The 18,488-nt window shown below is 62.6% G+C and carries 32 protein-coding genes; 9 read left to right on the plus strand and 23 right to left on the minus strand.

The features are described 5' to 3' along the window. Positions 1 to 38 precede the first annotated feature (38 nt). The 5 genes from dph2 (at position 39) to LDH74_RS05525 (ending at position 6,117) form a co-directional block, all read left to right on the plus strand. On the plus strand, positions 39 to 1,088 hold the full coding sequence (gene dph2, locus LDH74_RS05505) for a diphthamide biosynthesis enzyme Dph2 (RefSeq protein ID WP_226041521.1): 1,050 nt from the start codon (positions 39 to 41) through the stop codon (positions 1,086 to 1,088). A 252-nt stretch (positions 1,089 to 1,340) separates the two neighbouring features. After that, a complete protein-coding gene (locus LDH74_RS05510) occupies positions 1,341 to 1,991 on the plus strand; it encodes a hypothetical protein (RefSeq protein ID WP_226041522.1) in 651 nt (216 codons plus the stop codon). Positions 1,992 to 2,322: 331 nt separating this feature from the next. Then, the gene (locus LDH74_RS05515) at positions 2,323 to 3,156 is read left to right on the plus strand and encodes an MBL fold metallo-hydrolase (protein WP_226041523.1); all 834 of its coding nucleotides are present in this window, start codon (positions 2,323 to 2,325) and stop codon (positions 3,154 to 3,156) included. Between the two features lie 72 nt (positions 3,157 to 3,228). Beyond that, positions 3,229 to 5,112, plus strand: coding sequence for an AAA family ATPase (locus LDH74_RS05520; protein WP_226041524.1), 1,884 nt, complete (start codon positions 3,229 to 3,231; stop codon positions 5,110 to 5,112). A 78-nt stretch (positions 5,113 to 5,190) separates the two neighbouring features. Continuing rightward, positions 5,191 to 6,117 (plus strand): hypothetical protein, encoded by a 927-nt coding sequence (locus LDH74_RS05525; protein ID WP_226041525.1) that lies wholly within the window; start codon positions 5,191 to 5,193, stop codon positions 6,115 to 6,117. A 322-nt stretch (positions 6,118 to 6,439) separates the two neighbouring features. Here the strand turns inward: LDH74_RS05525 and LDH74_RS05530 are convergent, their stop codons facing one another. From LDH74_RS05530 to LDH74_RS05550, 5 genes are all read right to left on the minus strand, one after another. Further along, a complete protein-coding gene (locus LDH74_RS05530) occupies positions 6,440 to 7,486 on the minus strand; it encodes a tyrosine-type recombinase/integrase (RefSeq protein WP_226041526.1) in 1,047 nt (348 codons plus the stop codon). Next, positions 7,476 to 7,871 carry a DUF5805 domain-containing protein gene (locus LDH74_RS05535; RefSeq protein ID WP_226041527.1) on the minus strand — a complete coding sequence of 132 codons (396 nt, stop codon included), beginning with the start codon at positions 7,869 to 7,871 and terminating at the stop codon, positions 7,476 to 7,478. Before LDH74_RS05535 ends, LDH74_RS05530 begins: the two co-directional genes overlap by 11 nt. Before the next feature lie 214 nt (positions 7,872 to 8,085). Next, positions 8,086 to 8,253, minus strand: a complete 168-nt coding sequence (locus tag LDH74_RS05540) for a hypothetical protein (RefSeq protein ID WP_226041528.1) — start codon at positions 8,251 to 8,253, stop codon at positions 8,086 to 8,088. Beyond that, entirely contained in the window at positions 8,250 to 8,534 is a 285-nt protein-coding gene (locus tag LDH74_RS05545; protein ID WP_226041529.1) for a hypothetical protein, read from the minus strand. Before LDH74_RS05545 ends, LDH74_RS05540 begins: the two co-directional genes overlap by 4 nt. Beyond that, positions 8,527 to 8,817 carry a hypothetical protein gene (locus LDH74_RS05550; protein WP_226041530.1) on the minus strand — a complete coding sequence of 97 codons (291 nt, stop codon included), beginning with the start codon at positions 8,815 to 8,817 and terminating at the stop codon, positions 8,527 to 8,529. Before LDH74_RS05550 ends, LDH74_RS05545 begins: the two co-directional genes overlap by 8 nt. 45 nt (positions 8,818 to 8,862) lie before the next feature. Here LDH74_RS05550 and LDH74_RS05555 point away from each other — a divergent pair, with 45 nt between their 5' ends. Continuing rightward, positions 8,863 to 9,081, plus strand: coding sequence for a hypothetical protein (locus tag LDH74_RS05555; protein WP_226041531.1), 219 nt, complete (start codon positions 8,863 to 8,865; stop codon positions 9,079 to 9,081). A 34-nt stretch (positions 9,082 to 9,115) separates the two neighbouring features. Here the strand turns inward: LDH74_RS05555 and LDH74_RS05560 are convergent, their stop codons facing one another. From LDH74_RS05560 to LDH74_RS05610, 11 genes are all read right to left on the minus strand, one after another. Beyond that, on the minus strand, positions 9,116 to 9,409 hold the full coding sequence (locus LDH74_RS05560) for a hypothetical protein (protein WP_226041532.1): 294 nt from the start codon (positions 9,407 to 9,409) through the stop codon (positions 9,116 to 9,118). Beyond that, on the minus strand, positions 9,406 to 9,759 hold the full coding sequence (locus tag LDH74_RS05565) for a hypothetical protein (protein WP_226041533.1): 354 nt from the start codon (positions 9,757 to 9,759) through the stop codon (positions 9,406 to 9,408). Before LDH74_RS05565 ends, LDH74_RS05560 begins: the two co-directional genes overlap by 4 nt. Beyond that, complete coding sequence (locus tag LDH74_RS05570; protein WP_226041534.1) at positions 9,752 to 10,324, minus strand: hypothetical protein; 573 nt, start codon at positions 10,322 to 10,324, stop codon at positions 9,752 to 9,754. The genes LDH74_RS05565 and LDH74_RS05570 overlap by 8 nt, the downstream gene beginning before the upstream one ends. Next, complete coding sequence (locus tag LDH74_RS05575; protein WP_226041535.1) at positions 10,311 to 10,718, minus strand: hypothetical protein; 408 nt, start codon at positions 10,716 to 10,718, stop codon at positions 10,311 to 10,313. Before LDH74_RS05575 ends, LDH74_RS05570 begins: the two co-directional genes overlap by 14 nt. After that, positions 10,715 to 11,656 carry a hypothetical protein gene (locus LDH74_RS05580; RefSeq protein WP_226041536.1) on the minus strand — a complete coding sequence of 314 codons (942 nt, stop codon included), beginning with the start codon at positions 11,654 to 11,656 and terminating at the stop codon, positions 10,715 to 10,717. The genes LDH74_RS05575 and LDH74_RS05580 overlap by 4 nt, the downstream gene beginning before the upstream one ends. Beyond that, positions 11,656 to 11,802, minus strand: a complete 147-nt coding sequence (locus tag LDH74_RS05585) for a hypothetical protein (protein WP_226041537.1) — start codon at positions 11,800 to 11,802, stop codon at positions 11,656 to 11,658. The genes LDH74_RS05580 and LDH74_RS05585 overlap by 1 nt, the downstream gene beginning before the upstream one ends. Continuing rightward, positions 11,799 to 12,539 carry a hypothetical protein gene (locus LDH74_RS05590; RefSeq protein WP_226041538.1) on the minus strand — a complete coding sequence of 247 codons (741 nt, stop codon included), beginning with the start codon at positions 12,537 to 12,539 and terminating at the stop codon, positions 11,799 to 11,801. The genes LDH74_RS05585 and LDH74_RS05590 overlap by 4 nt, the downstream gene beginning before the upstream one ends. After that, entirely contained in the window at positions 12,536 to 12,895 is a 360-nt protein-coding gene (locus LDH74_RS05595) for a hypothetical protein (RefSeq protein ID WP_226041539.1), read from the minus strand. Before LDH74_RS05595 ends, LDH74_RS05590 begins: the two co-directional genes overlap by 4 nt. Next, positions 12,895 to 13,218 (minus strand): hypothetical protein, encoded by a 324-nt coding sequence (locus LDH74_RS05600; protein ID WP_226041540.1) that lies wholly within the window; start codon positions 13,216 to 13,218, stop codon positions 12,895 to 12,897. The genes LDH74_RS05595 and LDH74_RS05600 overlap by 1 nt, the downstream gene beginning before the upstream one ends. Then, entirely contained in the window at positions 13,215 to 13,439 is a 225-nt protein-coding gene (locus LDH74_RS05605) for a hypothetical protein (RefSeq protein ID WP_226041541.1), read from the minus strand. Before LDH74_RS05605 ends, LDH74_RS05600 begins: the two co-directional genes overlap by 4 nt. Before the next feature lie 318 nt (positions 13,440 to 13,757). Further along, positions 13,758 to 13,961 (minus strand): ribbon-helix-helix domain-containing protein, encoded by a 204-nt coding sequence (locus tag LDH74_RS05610; RefSeq protein WP_226041542.1) that lies wholly within the window; start codon positions 13,959 to 13,961, stop codon positions 13,758 to 13,760. Between the two features lie 95 nt (positions 13,962 to 14,056). Between LDH74_RS05610 and LDH74_RS05615 the strand changes: the two genes are divergently transcribed. Further along, positions 14,057 to 14,236, plus strand: coding sequence for a hypothetical protein (locus LDH74_RS05615; RefSeq protein ID WP_226041543.1), 180 nt, complete (start codon positions 14,057 to 14,059; stop codon positions 14,234 to 14,236). On the opposite strand, the gene LDH74_RS05620 is transcribed toward LDH74_RS05615, so the two are convergent. The 6 genes from LDH74_RS05620 to LDH74_RS05645 form a co-directional block, all read right to left on the minus strand. After that, positions 14,233 to 15,318, minus strand: coding sequence for an AAA family ATPase (locus tag LDH74_RS05620; RefSeq protein ID WP_226041544.1), 1,086 nt, complete (start codon positions 15,316 to 15,318; stop codon positions 14,233 to 14,235). The two genes, LDH74_RS05615 and LDH74_RS05620, sit on opposite strands and share 4 nt — an antisense overlap. A gap of 76 nt (positions 15,319 to 15,394) precedes the next feature. Then, complete coding sequence (locus LDH74_RS05625; RefSeq protein ID WP_226041545.1) at positions 15,395 to 15,634, minus strand: hypothetical protein; 240 nt, start codon at positions 15,632 to 15,634, stop codon at positions 15,395 to 15,397. Next, complete coding sequence (locus LDH74_RS05630; protein WP_226041546.1) at positions 15,631 to 15,774, minus strand: hypothetical protein; 144 nt, start codon at positions 15,772 to 15,774, stop codon at positions 15,631 to 15,633. Before LDH74_RS05630 ends, LDH74_RS05625 begins: the two co-directional genes overlap by 4 nt. Continuing rightward, positions 15,767 to 16,171 carry a hypothetical protein gene (locus LDH74_RS05635; protein ID WP_226041547.1) on the minus strand — a complete coding sequence of 135 codons (405 nt, stop codon included), beginning with the start codon at positions 16,169 to 16,171 and terminating at the stop codon, positions 15,767 to 15,769. Before LDH74_RS05635 ends, LDH74_RS05630 begins: the two co-directional genes overlap by 8 nt. Further along, complete coding sequence (locus LDH74_RS05640; RefSeq protein ID WP_226041548.1) at positions 16,171 to 16,665, minus strand: hypothetical protein; 495 nt, start codon at positions 16,663 to 16,665, stop codon at positions 16,171 to 16,173. Before LDH74_RS05640 ends, LDH74_RS05635 begins: the two co-directional genes overlap by 1 nt. Positions 16,666 to 16,667: 2 nt before the next feature. Then, a complete protein-coding gene (locus tag LDH74_RS05645) occupies positions 16,668 to 17,051 on the minus strand; it encodes a hypothetical protein (RefSeq protein ID WP_226041549.1) in 384 nt (127 codons plus the stop codon). Positions 17,052 to 17,256: 205 nt separating this feature from the next. On the opposite strand from LDH74_RS05645, the gene LDH74_RS05650 reads away from it, so the two are divergent. Both LDH74_RS05650 and LDH74_RS05655 read left to right on the plus strand, forming a co-directional pair. Then, complete coding sequence (locus LDH74_RS05650; RefSeq protein WP_226041550.1) at positions 17,257 to 17,493, plus strand: hypothetical protein; 237 nt, start codon at positions 17,257 to 17,259, stop codon at positions 17,491 to 17,493. After that, a complete protein-coding gene (locus LDH74_RS05655; protein WP_226041551.1) occupies positions 17,486 to 18,154 on the plus strand; it encodes a hypothetical protein in 669 nt (222 codons plus the stop codon). The genes LDH74_RS05650 and LDH74_RS05655 overlap by 8 nt, the downstream gene beginning before the upstream one ends. Positions 18,155 to 18,169: 15 nt before the next feature. On the opposite strand, the gene LDH74_RS05660 is transcribed toward LDH74_RS05655, so the two are convergent. Further along, a complete protein-coding gene (locus tag LDH74_RS05660; protein WP_226041552.1) occupies positions 18,170 to 18,460 on the minus strand; it encodes a hypothetical protein in 291 nt (96 codons plus the stop codon). Positions 18,461 to 18,488 lie beyond the last annotated feature (28 nt).

The following is an 18,488-nucleotide window of genomic DNA, read 5'->3' on the forward strand; positions in this document are numbered from 1 at the left end:
GCGTGCAGTATATACGTCCGTGGCCGTTAAGACGGCCAATGAGTCAGGAGTCGGAGTACACCGAGGGGGACCTCCGAAACACGGGGATGAGCCTCAAGCACGATCGCGAGTGGGACTACGAACTCGAGGAGATCGTCGAGGCGATCGAGGAGCGTGACGCGAAAAAGGTCGGGTTGCAGTTCCCCGAGGGGCTGAAGCGACGCGGGCCGGCCGTCGCCGACGACCTCCGTGCGCTGGCCGACGACGACGTGACGTTCATGCTCTCCGGACAGCCCTGTTACGGCGCCTGCGATCTCGATACGTATCTGATGAAGCGGACCGACGTGTTCGTGCACTTCGGACACTCGCCGATGAAGGACACGGACAAGGTGATCTACGTCCCGCTGTTCTCGAACGTCGAAGTCACGCCGATCATGGAGGAATCGCTGGACACCCTCGAGCCGCCCGAGGAGACCGAGGGCGTCGGCCTCGTCACGACGGCCCAGCACATGAACCGGTACGAGGAAATGACGGCGTTTCTCGAGGAGCGCGGCTACGAGGTCCAGAGTCGTCGCGGCGACGAGCGGCTCACCAACGAGGGGCAGGTGCTCGGATGCAATTATGCGAGCGCGGACGTGCCCGCGGAGCAAGTTCTCTACGTTGGCGGCGGCAAGTTTCACCCGCTCGGGCTGGCGATGGAGCACCCGGACAAACACGTCGTCATCGCGGATCCGGTGAACAACGTCGTCACCGTGGCGGATACGGACAAGTTCCTGAAACAGCGCTACGGCGCGATTCACCGCGCGATGGACGCCGAGAAGTGGGGCGTCATTTTCTGTACCAAGATCGGCCAGGGTCGCTGGGAGATCGCGCAGGAAATCATCGACGACAACGATAACGCCTATCTCATCACGATGGACGAAGTGACCCCGGATCGTCTGCGGAACTTCGACATGGACGCGTTCGTCAACACCGGCTGCCCGCGAATCACGACGGACGATGGCCCGCAGTTCCACAAACCGATGCTCACTCCGGGCGAGTACCGGATCGCCGTCGGCGACGAACCGCTCGATAGCCTCTCGTTCGACACGTTCCACGGCACCTGGTAGCGCCACGAGAGTTGCGGCTTTTTTCGCGCTTCTCGCGCTTGCAGCTTCAGTGATCGGTACTACTCGACCAGGTGCACCGCGAGTACAATCAGATGAAAGCGTATATTCTCCGATTTTATCGAAACTATTTGCTACGTTCTCTGCGCAATAGAACTACATAGTTGAATATTGTGCTAAGGAAACGTAATGTCCTACTGATTCCAAAGCAGTTTGGAGCAGTTCTTTTGCACGCTAGTCACCGACAGGTAGTCAATGAGTAACTCAGCTCTGAGCGGATCCATCGCTGCTGCTCGCGACGAACGCTTCGACGCCCTCGCCGACGCCTCTCGACGAGCTGTTCTCCGGATCGCTCAGGAGCGATCTCCCGCGGGAATCGAGAAAAACGATCTTGCGTTCAGGCTCGCGGCAGTAATCTCGGATACCCAGCTCGCTTCGGTCTCCGAGGACGAACACCAACGGGCCCTCGTCGAGCTTCACCATCGTCTCGTGCCGCAGCTCGTGGACGCCGGCTTCCTCGCGGAGACCGACGACGGATCGGTCGTTCCGACCGAGCATTCGGCCTTCGACGACCCCCATTGTGAGAGGATCGTTTCGGGATACCACGACGCCGATCGAGAGACGCTCGATGCGGTGTTCCGCGCACTCGCCGACGAACGCCGGCGGACGGTCCTGTCGGTACTGAGCAATCAGTACCATCCCATCGGGACCGAAACGCTCGCTCGAGACGTCGCGGCTCGCGAAGCCGAGACGACCGCGCGGGCGGTTCCCCGGGACCACGTCGACGACGTCGAGGCCTCGCTCGTGCACGTACACCTTCCTCTGCTGGCCGACGCGGGGCTCATCGGCGACGACGAGACGGACCGCATCTCATACGGGGGTCATCCCGCCGTACGCGCCGAATAGATCCGGCCCGCAGACGACGTCGCGACGACCGACGACGCGGCTGCGGACAGCACGGCGACGGCGAGTACGCCGGAAGCGGCGATTCACGGTGACGGCCCGCACAACGGGCTCGTCGTCCTCATGCGGCAGCTGCTCGGCTCGCGGCTCGAGGGGCTCGACGCGCAGCATGAGGATTGCCGTGCTCAGTTTTCGCTCTAGACTGTGTCCCGTCCGTTGACACCCTCGCTTTTCTCCTGCTCAGATCACGCCGCGCTGTACTCGTCGACACGACCGCGCTAACCTGCCAGCAGAGACGACAACACTTACCCAGTCAGTACTCGAATTCTCGCGTATGATTCAGAGCGACTGGGGAGACTGGCTCGTTCGCGACGTCGAGGATTCGAATCCGGCGGGCGTTGCGATCTGGTATCTCGGCTGTAACGGATTTATCGTCAAAGGTAGCGAGGGAACGACGATTTACATCGACCCGTATCTCGGACTGGGCGATCCGCCGCGGACGGTCCGCATGATTCCCGTGCCGTTCGATCCGGCGGCCGTCGACGAGGCCGACGCGGTCCTCGCGACGCACGAACACACCGACCACGTCCACGGCCCGAGCCAGGCTCCGATTCTCGCGAATACCGGCGCAACCTTCTACGCGCCCGACGACAGTATCGCGGTCGCCCGCGAGGATGAGTCCTGGACGGACGAGTGGGACGTGACGAACGACCAGCTGATCGAGGTCGCCGAAGGCGAGGCGCTCGAGATCGGCGAATTCACGGTTCACGTCGAGGTTGCGAACGATCCCGACGCAACCCACCCCGTGAGCTACGTGTTCGAACACGACGCCGGGACCTTCTTCCACGGCGGCGACACGAAACCGACCGACGAGTTCGAGCGGGTCGGCGACGAGTACGACATCGACCTCGCGGCGCTCGCGTTCGGCACCGTCGGACGGATTCCCGACAAGCAGACCGGCGAGCCGAAGCGAACCCGCTGGTACAACGACGAGAATCAGATCGTCGAGTGTGCTGCCGCACTCGAGTGCGAGCGGCTCCTGCCGAGTCACTGGGACATGTGGAAGGGGCTCACCGCCGATCCGACCGTGCTCCACCACCACGTGGCGAGCTTCGACCATCCGCGGCGACTCGAGATCGCCGAGATCGGCGATCGCGTCGACCTGTAAGTTGACGGCTACGATTCGTTAGCCAGACTGTCCGCACGTTTTATAGTAATGCTATGGTAACGTTGCTCTCATATGAGTAGCACCGCCGACACGGACGACACAATCGAGGTCAGCGCAGACGGAATCTCCGTCCGGAAGACGTTTGCAGCGGACGAGTTCCCGGTTCCCGCGATCCGGTTCGAGATCGAATCGGATCGCGACGACCCGGTCACGTTTCAGCTCTCCGAGGACATCCCCGAATCGTTCCCGATGGACAAAGTCGGATTCCACCCCGACTATCACAGCGACGACTGGACGGCCTATCAGGACAACCACGTCGAATTCACCGGCGCGCTCGAGTCCGGCGACCAGCTCGTGACGGTCTACGGTATCCAGCTCGACGACGAGAGCCGGGCCGCTGAGTTCCTCACGGAACCGTCAGTCGTCGAACTCGATGCCGACGATGGCGACGACCGCTCGACCGCCGACGAAGTGGACGACGAGGTCATCAGCAACATCGTGTCCGAGGATCGCAATCAGGCTGTCAAGGACATGATCGCCGGCGACTCGGACACCGTTCCGGGGCTCGAGGACGAGGAGAGCCAGGTCGATGCGGCCGCGGTCGACGAGGCTGCTGCCGATCCGGTATCGGATTCGGACCCCGAGGCTGACGCGACCGCGGATGCATCGGCAGACGAGTCGGCGGCGCTCGAGGACGAGTCGTCGGAACTCGATCTCGATCTCGGAGACGTCGATCCCGATCCGGAGCCGGTCGACGTCGAATCGGACGACGAGGACGACGAGACGCCGGACATCGATCTCGGCTTCGAGGAAGAAGAGATTCCAGAACCCGAGGCCGATGACGAAAGCGAGGCGGACGACGACGAACCCGACGTCGATCTCGATCTCGAGGCAGACGACGAGCCGGCCGTCGAGGGGGACGATGCGGACGAACCCGAGATCGAACTCGATCTCGAAGACGACGCGGCGACCGCGACCGACGAGTCCGAGGGCGACCGCGCTGCGGAGACCGACGTGACGAGCGAGACGGAGGCTGATGAGGAAACCGCCGAGGACGAACCGACCGACGGTGACACCGAACCGATAGCCGAGGACGACGAACCGATAGCAGAGGACGCTGAACCGACTGTCGAGGACGACGAGTCGACTGCGACGGTCGACGACGAGGAATCCGTGACCGACACCGCAGCCGCGGACGACTCGCTCGAGACGGCTGATGCCGAGCCCGGGACGCCGGCCGCGGAGGACGAACCGGTTGCCGAAGACGATTCCGACGAGTCAGTCGAGACGGACAGCGAACCCGAGGAGGCAGCTGAACCGGCGGCCGAAGCCCCGAACGCCGGCCCCGAATTCAGCGGATCGATTGCGACACGGCTCGCAGCCGAGATTCGTGACGGCACGGTCGACGAGGACGAACTCGAGACCATCCGGTCCGAACTCGATCTCGAGCCCTCGGGCCCCGACATCGCGAAAGTCGAACACCTCCAGACCCGCGTCGAGAAGGTCACCGCCTACACCGACGCGCTCGAGACGTTCCTCGAGGAGAACGGCACCGGCGCACAGCTCATCGAGGAGCTCCAGACCGATATCGAGGGACTCGAAGACGACCTCGCGTCGATGGACGATCGACTCACCGGGACGGACTCGCGGATCGACGAACTCGACGACGACATCGCGGACCTCTCCGACTGGAACGCCGATCTCGAGTCGGATATCGGCGGCGTCGCGGACGACGTCGACGAACTCGACGATACCGTCGACGATCTGACGGACGACGTCGAGGAGATCGACACCGATGTCACCGACCTCGAAGACGGTCTCGAGGGGGCCGAAAGCGAGATCGAGCGCGTCGAAGACGACCTCGAGACGGTCGCGGAGGACCTCGAGGACGTGCAGGCGGACGTCACGGACATCCAGGAGTGGCGCGACCAGCTCGGTTCGATGTTTTCGGACTGAGTTCGGACCACGACGGCATCGGGCACCGCTGTTCTTGAAACACAACTCGTTTATCTATCGCCGGTAGAGAGTCGATCGATGGGCGAGACGATACCGATCGCTGTGCCACGAAAGGGGCGACCGCTCGAGTCGGTGCTCGACCGAATCGCAGGTCGCCTCGACGTCCCCGAACTCGCGGACGATATCACGTCGACGCTCCGCCACGAGAAGGCGGTCACGAAAGACAGCATCGATCCCGAAGCGGAGGACGTCTACCATCGTCTCGCCGACTACAGCACCGTCGACGATCCGACCGAACCCGAGTACACGCTGTTGCGGGACGACCGCGCCGGGAAGCCGCGGCGAATCGTCTTCGACAGCGTCACGATCCCGCTCGCGGGTGTCGAGGGCGCACCCGACGACGCGGCGATCCAGCTCGTGGGTCGCGAGGAGCCGTTCCGCTCGCTTCGGACCCACGAATTCGCCCTCGGCTTCGACAGCGCCGATCTCGTCCTCGAGGAGGTCGTCGAGTTGCGATCGGAGCCGCTCGACCGGATCGCCGACATGAACGCTCGAATCGATCCCGCCGACACTGACGTCCAGGTCGTCACCGGGCTCGGCGACACCGTCTACCACACGCTGTTGGCTACGCCCGACGCCGTCCCGTCCGCCGAATCGGTCGATCGGGACTTCCTCGAGAGCTACGAAGGGCCCCTCTGTATCGAGCCCAGATACGAACGGCTCGTCCAGGCCGTGCTCGGAACGCGAACGCTCGACGGCGTCGAATTCCGCTACCCCGAGGAGGGCCGCGAGGAGGAGGCGGCGATCGCCGACGCGGGACTCGGCGTCTACCTGACCGTCACCGGCTCGACCGCCCGCGACCACGGTCTCCTGCTCGGCGAGCAACTGTTCCCCAGCGAAACGGTGTTGCTCGAGAACGCAGCGGAGACCACCGAGACGGTCGACCTCGTTCGATCGCTGCTGGACGGAGCTGACTTCGAGACGGAACTCGCCCTCGAGCCGTAGTGCAAAGCCTCGTTTTCGTCAAGTCTCTCGAGCTGGTGAGCCGTACCGTTGCGAATTCCGATCGACCGTGCAACTGAGTCGGTAGCTCACGTGCGACTCGCAGAACGTCGAGGGACAGTTCAATGCCGGTTATCGCCCCGGAGACCCCCCAAATTTGTCCGTTTTCGGCCATCGGTGAGACGGACGTCCCACCGTGTGGTTGATATAGCGATATGGGATTTACAAGGCCCATTTCGGACGGATATGTTGAGTACTATCGTTGTTCACTCCATTCATACGACCGTCAGAATCGGTCGAAACGGCAATTCAGAACCAAAACTGGTTACTCGGTTACGGCGTAGATCGACTCGAGATAGGTCTCACGGACACGGTCGCCCCAGTTGTGGGTGTAGGTATCGATCACGTCGCCGGCGACGTCGCCACGGAGGTACTGGACGATTCCCCGATCACCGGTGCGATCCCGGAGATGCGTGGTGAAGAAGTGCCGGAAGTAGTGTGGCGTGACGTTCTCCCCTGTGCCGCCGCCGGTCCGGTACCAGCCGTACGCTCGAGCGTGCTTCTCGACGATATAGCGGATGTCCGACGGTGTTAGTCGTTCGCCCCAGGACGACCCGGTATCGAGGAAGAGCGGCCGTGCCGACGAGATCGCGTCGGGGCGGATGGCCAGCCACTCGAGCAACGCCGCTCGAAGTTCGACATCGACGGGGACGACCGTATCCCGCTTTCGCTTGTTCGAGGCCGTCCGTTTCTCGCCGTTGACGGTCGTTCCGCGGGCCGGCTCGGACGAGACGAACACCGACGAGGGCCGCCGTTCGAGGCCGACGCGAGGCTCCCACTCGAGGTCGAGTTCCGACACCTCGAGGGACAGATCCCGCAGATCGAGGTTACAGCACTCGCCGACACGCATCCCCGTCTTGAGGAGGGTGACGATGACGGCCCGCTCGAGGGGATGGGCGATCGTTCCGACGAACGACCGCATTTCTCCCACCGAGATATCGCGTCTCGTCGGGTTCGTATCGATCGATTCGGACATCTCCTCCATGACGAGGGCCATCGGATTGTCGTCGAAGGCACCGACGCGGGTCATGTAGTCGTAGAATCGGTTGAGATAGGACGCGTACGACGCGATCGTGCTGTCTTCGAACTCGCCGCGCAGCGAGTGAATCCAGGCCATACACTCCCGACGCTGGGCGTTCCCGATCGCCTCGACGTCGAACCGATCGGCGAGAAACGTCTCGAACCGGCGGAGCACCCGCTCGTAGGCCTCGAGCGTCCGTTCGCTCTTGCCGTGATAGCGCTGGTCGTCGAGGAAGTACGCGATCGGTTCCGCCACGTCCGCCGGCGCGTCGCCGGTGGGTTCAGTCGCCATCGCCACCACCGTCGACGGTCGTGTACCCCCCGTGGCGTCCGCTGTATCGAATCCGATTGTTCGATTGCAGTTCCTCGAGCGTCTCGTCCAGTCGCGACTCGATGTCGTCGGAGACCGCCTCGAGCAGTTCGTCCCACGAATACGTGTCAGCAGAGAGGAGTTTGAGGACCTGCGTTTCGAGGGCGTTACCCCCAGGGTCTGGGCCCGGAGAGTCGGGTTCCGCAGAGCCGGATTCGAACCCCTTTCGTCCCGCCTGAACCATCGTTCGGACGAACTCGCTCTGACTCATATCGAGATCGTCGGCGTGGGATTGCCACTCCGATTTCTGGTAGGCCGGGACGTAGGTCTTGACAGATTTTCGAGGAGTGTCCCCTGAATCGCTCATACGCCACCCATCAAACGCGATGATCTTCAATCTACCCATTATTCGAGCTAAGTATATTTATCTCTGAGTATGAACCCATTTCTAAGACCGCCGAAATCCGTCGCTGTCTTGCGGTTTGTCCGTGCACCGTGCACCAATTGGGGGTAAATCGGCGTTTCAGCGGTGCACTGTGCACGGGGGTGTTTCGGGGGTTCTCGCCTCTGATTTGTGACAGTCATGCTGGGATACCCTTTCTATCATCTTCGAGGTCGATCATCTCCTCGGCGTTCTCGAGCTCGGCGAAGAGCTCCAGCGCCTGGTCGATCGTCTCCTCGAGGGAGTCGTTGTTGGACTGTTCGTGGGCTTCCAGCAGCGTGTCGTCGTTGACGTGGATGAGTGTCATTGGTTTCCTCCGGTGGGGTTAGCTTCCGCAAGCTGTGATCGGTGTTCTTCGCGGTGCTGCTCTGCTTTGTGATAGGCGATCGCTCTCGAGAGCCCCTTGTCTGGGCTGTAGTTCGTGCTCCAGTCGCAGTCGGGATACGGGCACTCGATAGTCTCCTGCTCAAGCTCTCGGCGACGAGCGCCGATGCAGTCCATCGAGCAGTACGGGATCCCCTCTGCACGCTGTGTCGTCTCGGTGCCACAGTGACGGCATGGCTCGAGTTCAGTCTCGCTCTCAGACATCGTACTCACCCCGTCGCAGTCGCATGTGCAACTGGAGAAGCAACGCTCCGAGGTCGTCCATCTCGTGAGCCAGACGTTCGGGATCTCCGTCCTCGTGAGCCGCCTCGAGGTGGGCCTGCGTCATCTCCCCCAGTTCCTCCTGCATCGCCAGCAGGAGCGGCTCGGCGTCCTGTAGGCCCCACTCTTCGACGTTCTCAGCGGCTTTGTTGTGCCACTCTGCGAACAGACCGATCGATACCGGCTCCTGCTCACTGTCGTCTGCAGCGAGATCGTCGCCGATCATGCGAGACCACCTCGGTTTAAGATGCACTGTGCACTCCCCCAACTCATGACGAAGAAGTTCGGGGTCTCGCTGCCTGAGGACCTCGCTGAACGCATCGAAGAGGACCTTGAGTACGGCGACAATCGGTCGGACCGTATCCAGAACCTCATCCAGTTGGGGTTAGCCGTCGAAGACGCTGCAGAGGGCGTACACGTCGATATCCCGGAGTCACAGCGTGAGCGGGAAGCCTTCTTACGGCAGGTCTTCATCGATGCAGACATCTGAGCGGCTATAAACCACTGAGTGCTATACTGAAGGTTCATTGGTCAGTCACCTGTGAGCGGATGTACTGCTGTTCTTTCACCGAACGGCCCGAGAGCGGGATACAGGTCGTCAGGGTACGGTCCGCGGCTGCCAGCAGCAGGAGGTTCGTCGTCTCGTGATAGCGGGCGTACTTCGCCGGCGGGCTCATGCTGGGGTACTCAACCGGGATGGCCTCGAGCCAGGCGGCCAGCGGGTTCAGCTTCGGCCGGTCGGAGCGCTCAGCCCAGCGCCTGTGGGCGTGGTCGGAGACTTCGATCTCAGTAAACTGGGGCGACTGAGTGACGCTCATGGGACGATCGCCCCCACTGTGATCACGCCGACGAGTACGAGGCCGAGCGCGACGACGAGCAGACCAGCTACTCGCGGATCCACCTGGGCGCGGTCGGTATCCGTGTCCTGTGTATGCCCGCCGTCGGTAGCGACGGGGCGTCCGCCAGACGACAGCCCGACATCTTCGGGCCCGTGCTCGGCAGCTAAGTGGCTCGAAAACCGTTCGTAATCCTCCCCCTGGAGCGCATCACAGTGGGGGATCGGACAGGCAACCATTCTGAGCCATTCGCCCTTGTGAGCCCCACTGTCCACGGCGACGAGACAGTCCCCGCGTTCAGTATCGCTCGAGGCGTTGGCGGAATCACTCATCGACGGAGGCCTCCCGGATCGTGTCGATCCGCTCCTGGAGCGTCGGCTCGTCGAGCAGCTGTCCGGACTGGTTTCGCAGCCCCAGCTGCCAGAGCAAGTGCCTCGTCCCGCTCAACCGATCAAGTGCGAACCGCTGGTGGACGTCGAGGATGTCATCTTCAGCCTCGACGATATCGAGGACCTCCGCAAGCGATCGGCGAACAGCGTGGGTGTCCACGATCTCGTCGGCCGGCCGCTCGAGCCACTCGATTCCAGTATCGGTATCATCGGCCTTCTGGCGCTCGACGTAGGCCAGCGTACCGTAGGTCGAAGTCTGGGGCGGTTGTCCACCTTCGACAACGTCGAACTCGCGGATGGATCCGCGGGCGTCCGTGGGCATGAACCGAAGCGATCGTGTTCGCCACGTCCCATCGCCAGCTGACTCCCACTCGGTCTCCTCGATCGCGTCGACGGTGTACGGCGACGACCAGGCGTAGTCCTCTGCCTCGAGGACGACCTCATCGTCTTCCTCGAGTTCGAGCAGCACGTCGACGACCCCGTCGCCGACCGCCTTACTTGCCGCCATGTGACTCACCCCGCTCGCGTGTGAAATCGTCTGTGACGGGGCCACGGACGGACGTGCTTCCGCGTCCTGTATCGGCGATCATCCGGATATCGCTGTTTTTGTCGAGACGCTGGATCACCGACGCACTCCAGACGTTGCCGATCGCGGAGCGCAGCGCCGCCTGGGCGTCCGGGTTGTCGACCTCGTCGCGGAGCGCCTCGAGCTCGGAGCAGACACCGTCGACGCGATCGACGACCTCGCGCTCGCCGACTAGGAGACCGCCGTCGCCGGCCTCGGTGATCGTCACTCGGCGTTCGATTGTGCTGGCGTCAACGGGCTCACCACAGAACGGACAGTAGCTCGCTGCTGCAGTGAACTCCTTCTCGCAGTCGCTGCAGGTCCGCTCGTAGCTCATGCCGCCTCACCCCGGTCGATCGCCTCTCCCTTTCGAGGTGTAAAGCACCCCGAGCAGGCCAGCATGTTCTTCCGCCGATCGTCGTCGGGCCGGGTGCTGGCCGCATAGACGACCAGATAGTCGGCATCGTTCCCGCACGGACTCGGGCCCTCGCCGGACCACATTTCGCACTCGCCGCCCGGTGCATCGACGGCGTCCAAGATCTCCGGCTCAGGGTGGCCGCCGTCGGTCGCGACCTCGCGCTCGGCGGGCTCGTCGCCCTGCTCCTGCTTCTTCGTCGCGATGAGCTTGTTGCACTTCCCGACGAGGATCCCGCGGGTGATATCGTGCTCTTCGTGCTCGACGCGGGTGATCTCTCGAAGCCGGTCGATCTCGACTCGAACCAGCAGCCCGTGCCATGAGAGGAGGTCCTCGTTCTCGACCGCGCGGGCGATCTCCATCTGGACGTCCTCTTTGGTGACGCCGTCGAGCTTCCGTCCCTGATGGACGAGGTTGCCACGAGAGCCCCAACGGGAATCGGTCCCTGCGGGGTACTCGTGAACGTTGTCGAGCACCCACTGATAGACGTCGACCTCGCCGCCGTCGGCCCGCAGCTCGCTCGCCGGTGCGAACTCGCCGCCGTCGGGGACGGTCTCGTCATCATCGGCCTCGAGGTACGCCTCGCAGTCCTCGCACGTGTGAGCATCCGCGAGCCGACGCGGATCGTCGCGGACGTCCGCGACCGGCGTCTCGAAGCACTCACCGCAGGCAGCGGCGTGGCGCGTCCCCTCGAAGTACATCGAGGCGTGCCAGTCACCGCCGATGTCTTGGATCCAGCAGACGATCCCCGCGTCGGCGTCGAAGTGATCCTCTGGGAGTCCGAGCCGATCCTCGAGTTCCTCCATCTTGCAGCTCTGGCAGAGGTAGTCGCGGTTTCCGCAGGTCGGACACGACGACATCAGGCCTCACCTCGAGCCGATCGTATCTCGTCGATGCGTCCGCGTGCGTCCTCGAGTGCCTGATCAACTTCACCCAGGTCGGCGTCGCCGGCGATCGCCGAGGAGAGGGCCGTGTCAAGCGTCGTGCGGAACTCTTCCGCGCTCATGCTTCCGCCCCGCTGTCCTCGAGCGACGCCTGGTCAGTGCTCTCGTCCTCTTCGACCTCGGCCTCGTCGTTGAACGTCGCGACCGGGACGATCTCCTCGTGGATGAACCGCCCGAGCAGTTCGGGCTTCATCTCGGCGGGCTCCCAGATCGCGAGGTAGCCGCTCGCGTAGATGACCAGCCGGATGTAGATGTCGTTCCAGAAGATCGTCCCCGCGACGCCGACGTCGGCGTCAGTGGCCTTGGACTTGAGCGCGCCGTGGCCCCACTCGATCGTGACGTCGTCGAGGTTGGATTCCTGGGTGACCATCTCGACGTTCCACGTCCGATCGGCATCACGCTGGTTCCGAATGAACTCCCACGGTTTGAGGCGGACCGGTGCGATCTCCGGGCCGGCGAACCGCGAGAACTCGTTGAACGGCCAGTCGGGGTCGGCCTCGAGGTCGCTCGTGTGCGTCTGTTCGGCGAGGATCCAGCCCTCGCCGTCGACGTCGGCGACCCACTCGCTCGCGACCTTTCGTTTGACCTTCCGCGTCTCGGTCTCGATCTCGTGGCCGTCGATCAGGACGCGTTCCTCCTCTTGGGGGACTTCGCCGGCGACGAGCCCCGACTGGATGGTGAGCCCGTCCAGATAGGCCTGGGTCTCTTCGACCTCGAGGGCGCGCCCCGTCTGGTCGTGGTGGTTCTCGAGAGGTTCGGCGGCGGGCTCGGCGAGGAGGGCCAGCTGGCCGGATATCATGCCGACTCACCTCGAGCAGTCTCGAGATCGTCCTGTTGTTCTTCGATGATCTCCTCGGCTGTCTCAGAGATCATCCGTCGTGGGACGACCGCCGAGCCAAGGAGACGATCACGTTCGATCGATCCCGCGATGACATCTCTTAGCGGCTTCGTGCCGGGAACGCCCCACATCTCGTTGGGATACCCGATCGCCCCATCGATGCGCTTCGAGTCGTGGCCATCTGACGCTCTGAGATCAACGTCCCCTTCGAGGTCACCAGTGACGACCACCTGTTCCTCGTCGGTTGCGTCCTCGATCGCGTCCAGGTAGTCGTTGACCCACTGGCGGTACTGACCGATGGTGAGAGTGTTCGCCATCAGCAACCCACCCCCGGGAGGACGTCGTCACCATCGTCGGCTAGCTGCTGCAGTCGGTCGGCCCGCCCGCGTGCGTGACGACGCAGACAGTCGGCCTGTGCTTCGCGATCGTCGTGGTCGCGCCCACAGTCCGGGCACTGGAAATCGTCGGTCGGCTCGGACTCGTATTCTCGTTCGTCGAGTGACTGTCTGAGTTTAGCGGCGTGGACCTCGCTGGCGACCGAGGGCTGCGTTCGGGTCGATCTGCGGGCACCCGCGAGCTTCGTCGACGGCTCGATCTCTTCGCCGTCGCGGGTGACGAGCGACGCGTTCCAGTCCGTCATCGAACCACCTCCACGTCAATCGTTTGGCGAGACCAGATGTAGGCCTCGTCTGGGTTCTTCCGGTCCCGGAGCCAGTAACGGCCGTGGACATCGACCGCACTCTGAACGCGCGGCGGTTCGCCGGTCAGCCGCCCGAGGACGGACTGGAGGTGGTTCTGCGGGGTCGGTTGCGCACTATTCGATCCGGTATCGTCTTCTGTATGGTTGTCGTCTGCGTACATGGTTTCAGTCGTACCCGGGGCACATTCCAGCCCCGGATGGTTGTCGTCTGGAACCCGCGGACAGCCGGGGCGCGTCAGGCTTTGGAAGGTGAGACGCGCTTCGGCCGTGGCCGCGAGTGGCTGATTCTGCTGTTGGCCCCGATACACACTAAAAGTATTCCGCGGCGTTTCGAAACAGCGGGATTGTGTTAACAGGGTGTTAACGACCGTTCTGGCCGCTGTATGCGCTGTGTAACTATATCCGTGTGCCGCGTTTGCGTTCATGCGTACCGTGACTTTCGTCGGGTCGGGCGCTGATGACGCCCGCCTCACTTCAGGTTAGTTCTGAGCCGTTGCTCCGGTCGGCGTTTCATCGCTGTCCAACCGCTCGAGATACTCGTCGAGCGCTTCTCGAACGATGTGGGACGGGGTAACCGTCTCGCCCGGCTCACTTCGTGCGTGTGCGATCTGCTCTAATCGCTTTCGCCTCTCGGAAGTGATCCGGACGCGGACATCGTCATCAAATGTTTGTCGACCACCCATCGTATCACTGTTACACTGGTCCGGTGTTAACTGTTCCGGTGTAACAGTGAATCACGAAGCTAGTTATTTAAGTGTAACAGCGCAACAATGCAACTATGGAACGAAGTGAGCGCCTTGCGACCAGTGTGACACCGGATACGAAGCAGAAGTTCAGAGTCCGTGCTGCAGAAAATGGGATGAACATGAGCGAGTACCTTCGCCACCTGGTCCACGAGGATATTGACGAGGGGTCTGAGGGAAACTCAACGAAGACGGCGATGGTGACAGCTGACTAATTCGCTTCTGCAGTCTCTCGCGGATCGAACTTGACAGGCGCTTCTAACTCTTCGTCCACGGCCTCGTACACCTTCGAGTTCGTCTCGCCGGGCATCCTAATCAGATCGTAGTCGTCCATTTTGCTCAGATAGTCCCACGCGCGCCGCCAGCCCACGGGCTCGTGTCCTCGTCCCTCGAAGATCGCTCCCTTGTGCTTCTCGTAGGCCGCCTGCATCTCGGTCCCGGAGGCCGGCCCGATCGTCCGGACGATTTCGTAGAGGCGTTGGTGGGGCAGCGGTAGCGATCGAAGGTTCGCCTTTCGGATCTTCTGCATCGCATGCTCGAACGAGTCGTCGACGTCCTCATCGTGGAAGTAGTCGTGCCCGCGCTCGAGCGCCAGCTCCGCTGCGGACAACACCGACTTGATCGCCCACCGAGCCACGCCACCGGTCTCGTCAGCGATCCGCTCGAGGTGTCCGTCCTGGGTTGGATCCCCAGTTAGGCCGTGCTCCACACGGGGCTCGAGGATATCCACGAGCTCGTCGACGCCGTACTTCTGAAACTCGATCTGACTATCGATATGACGATCGCCATGGAAGTGCGGTCGGAGGTCACGATCGACGCGGTTGAGCCACTTGACCTGCTGGTGGGCGATCGCGATGACCGAGACACCGTCGACTGCGAACAGATCCTCGAGGACGTCCAGGTCAGGGATGACGTCAGCCTCGTCGAGCACGAGGACGTAGGGATCACCATCGACGACCGCCTCGAGCGCGTCGATGAGTTTCTCACGAGGATGGTTTTCGTGGACGAGGCTCTCGCCATCGTGTTCCGTGACCGCTTTGTAGAGGATCCCGTTACGCGTCTTGCCCGAACACTCGATGACGGTCGACTCGAGACTCCACCGCTGCCGGAGATCGCGAAGCATCCAGCGCGCCGACGCGGACTTCCCAACGCCACTCGGACCGTGGACCAACACATCCCGCGCTCGCTGACCGTGTCCTGTCGGCTTGAGTGCCTTCGAGAGCGAGTTCAACTCCTCGTTTCGGTGGAGGATGGGAGTGGGGTAATCGTCTTGAAAGACCTCCCGAGATTCAATCATAACAGACCATTTCGATGGGTGTCATAAAAGCCGTGATGGGCGGCGTTTCGAAACGTCCGAAAATCAGTCGTTGGTTCTACTCGGCGATCGCGACCAGGAACGCGCCCTGGGATTGAACCGTCGTGATGCCGCAGTCGGCGTCGGCCAGCGCCCGCAGCACGCCCGGCGGGACACGGTCGACGTCCGGGCCCAGCACGATCTCGAGGACACGCCGACCGCCGTGATCACGCCGATCGACGAGCCGGACGTCGCGAACAGTCGGGTGCGATGGGACGGCCTCGGTAGCCGCCTCGAGGTTTGCCGTCTGGACGCTCATCGTTCCCTCCGGACGGTCGTCAGGCAGCTGGGACACGTCACGACCGGGCAGTTGTGCGCGTTCGCCGGGTCGTCCTCGGAGATCCGGATCAACGCTGTCCCGCAGTCGTCGCAGTCCTCGTCGAGGACCTCTTCACTCATCGTCCGCCCCTTCGCTGTCCCAGAACTCGCGGAGCTCTCGCGTCGCCGCTTGCTTCGCCTCGTCGCTCCAGACGTCGTCATCCCACTCATCGATTGTCTCGGCGACATCCTCGAGGGCCTCGTCGACGGACCTCTCGATCGCCACGTCGACGATCTCCTTCTCGTTCTCGAGCTCGTAACGGCCGCGGCGAGCCAACTCCGAGAGATTGCTATCGCTTTCGGCCTGGTACTGGAGTTCGTCCAGTTCCTCGACGATATCGACCGTCCGAGCCAGCAGGTCGTCTTGAAGGACGTGGTCGTAGACGGCGTTCGCGAGGATCTTCGAGTTGAAACGCTTCGACTGCCTTTTAGCGATCTTGCGGACCCGCTTGTCTGCACGACGGCTGAAACGCGACATCACTCGCTCACCTCACTGTCGCCGTCGCGATCGTGGATCGGGTTCTCGAGCCGGAGCTTCGAACGCGGGTACGGATACCGCTTCGCCGCGTCGACGTCCTTGGTGGTCCGGTCGACGAACTCGATCTGATACACATCCTCGTCGGGATCACAGTCGTTGTACTCCGCGACCGTCTCGTCGCCGTCCGGGAGCCAGTACTCGCCAGCGCTGTTCGAGCTTGCGCGGACGACGAGCATCTTCGGACCGTCGTCTTTCGTGCGGTCGCTGACGTGATCGCCGACGTGCAACAGTGGCAGACCCTCGCCGTCGTCGGCCATCGCGAGCTGGGCGTTCTGGCGTTCGGTAAACTCTTCGTCGCCCTCGCCGCTGCCGTCGGCCCGAACCTCGGGCCCGTCAACCGCCTCGGCGATCTCGCCCTGGCGGATGTCCTCTTGGGCCTCGCGCTCGAGTTGATCGCCGCGGAGACTCTGGTGTTCGTTGGCCGTGGCCATCATGATCAGAGCACCTCCTCAAGAATGTCGTTCGCCTGGTCGGCTGCCGAGACCGGTCGTTCGGCCCAGCCGCCACACTCCTGATCGATGAAGGCGATCCACTGTCGGAGATCGTCACCGCCCTCGCCCATCGATCCGAGCAGGATTCCCTCCGTGTGCAGGATCGGGCCCCGCAGCGAGAACACCGGCACCGCACCGAAGTCGTCACGTTCGGCTCGGGATTTCGTCACGACAATGCGCTCGAGCTTGCGGTCGACGTGGTGGTGGCGTCCTTTCGTGTCTTCGCCGACGTAGCCGTAGTTCCACGAGCGGCGCTCGAAGACGACGTCGTCAATCTGTGCCTGTGCGTCAGTCGAAACGGTTTCATCCGTTGGGTGTTGTACGCTCATACGCTGGTTCTCCAGCACGGTCGAGGGCGTTACAGCGCCCGGCGGCCATTTCCTCAGCCGAACTCCCGTGCTCATCCTACAGTACGGCACTTGCGCATGTAAAGCTTGCGGTTGTCAATAGCGATTGTAGGTAGACAATCGAAACACTTTCCCACGGTGCCATCAAACGTTGCACTTGTAAATGGCGGTGAGAAACCAGAGTGGTGTGACCCTCACACCCGACGACCTGAACGATCTCGACAAACAAATTGTCGAGTACCTCGCTACAGAGGGCCGCGCGTCACCGACGTTGTTCATGCGCGCGGAAGGTATCGACACCACGAGACAGTGGGTCTCAAGTCGGTTCACGCGGCTGGCTGAACACGACCACATCCGCGATCTCTACGACACCGGGATCTACGAGATCGTCAAGGATCCACGCGAGGAGGTGGGCGATGAGTAGCGCCCAGGAGACCGACGGTGGCCGCCAGATCGACTGGCCTCGAGGTCACGATCGCACCGACCCAGCCGACCGCGACTCCTACCCGGGCGATCTCTCGCCCACGCGTAAAGAGTCGTTCCAGAGCGTCGTCGACGAGCTCGAACAGTGGGAAGCCACCGAGGGGAGCGTCCGGATCGAGACGGCCTCGCAGCACTACGTCGACCGGCCGAACATCCCTCACCAGCACGACAAGCCCGACGACGTCGGCGTCGCGGCCTACTTCCGACGTGAAGGCGAGGCCGCCGATCACGAGTTCGCCGTCTCCTGTGACTGCTGGGAAACCCAGCGCGAGAACGCGCGGGCGATCGCACTCTGGGCCCGTCGACAGCGCCTCGCCGAGCGCTGCGGTGTGCAGACCGCCGCCGACACGGTCGAGACTGCGCGGCTGCCCCCAGCTGACGAAGAGGCGATCGCCGCGCCGCCGGCCTCGAGCAAAGACGAGCTCGACGAGGAGCCCCACGAGATCCTGGACGTCGCGCCGGACGCTCCCAACGAGATCGTCGAGGCTGCGTTCAAGGCACAGATTCGGGACCTCGGGGGCCACCCCGATACCGGTGGGACATCTGGTCGCTTTCAGAAACTAAAGCAGGCCCGCGGCAAGATGATCGAGAACGATACCTAAGACACAGATTGACAATTACCCTCTGTGTAAAGGCGAATGATCTGGTAGAGTACCTCCCTGCTCTCTAATTACATTCCTTGCAGACCTGAATGTCCGCGTACGGTCTGGTGGCTTTCCATTTTCGATTAGCCGTTTCAAATGGAACATGATCTCCTCCAGACTCTCTTCAGTGCCGTATTTCGTCACTTCATCTAATGCTGTTTCAAAGAAGTCCCTGCGAGGGGAATATTTCCGCATATCGTCGAGGTTCTCCTCCGCATACGTATCCAGTTCATCCATCGCCTCTCGAGCTTCAAGACTTATCATATGTACGAGTGTCAGTCACTAAACCTTA

Source organism: Natrinema sp. DC36, assembly GCF_020405225.1.
In the GTDB taxonomy this organism is placed as follows: domain Archaea; phylum Halobacteriota; class Halobacteria; order Halobacteriales; family Natrialbaceae; genus Natrinema.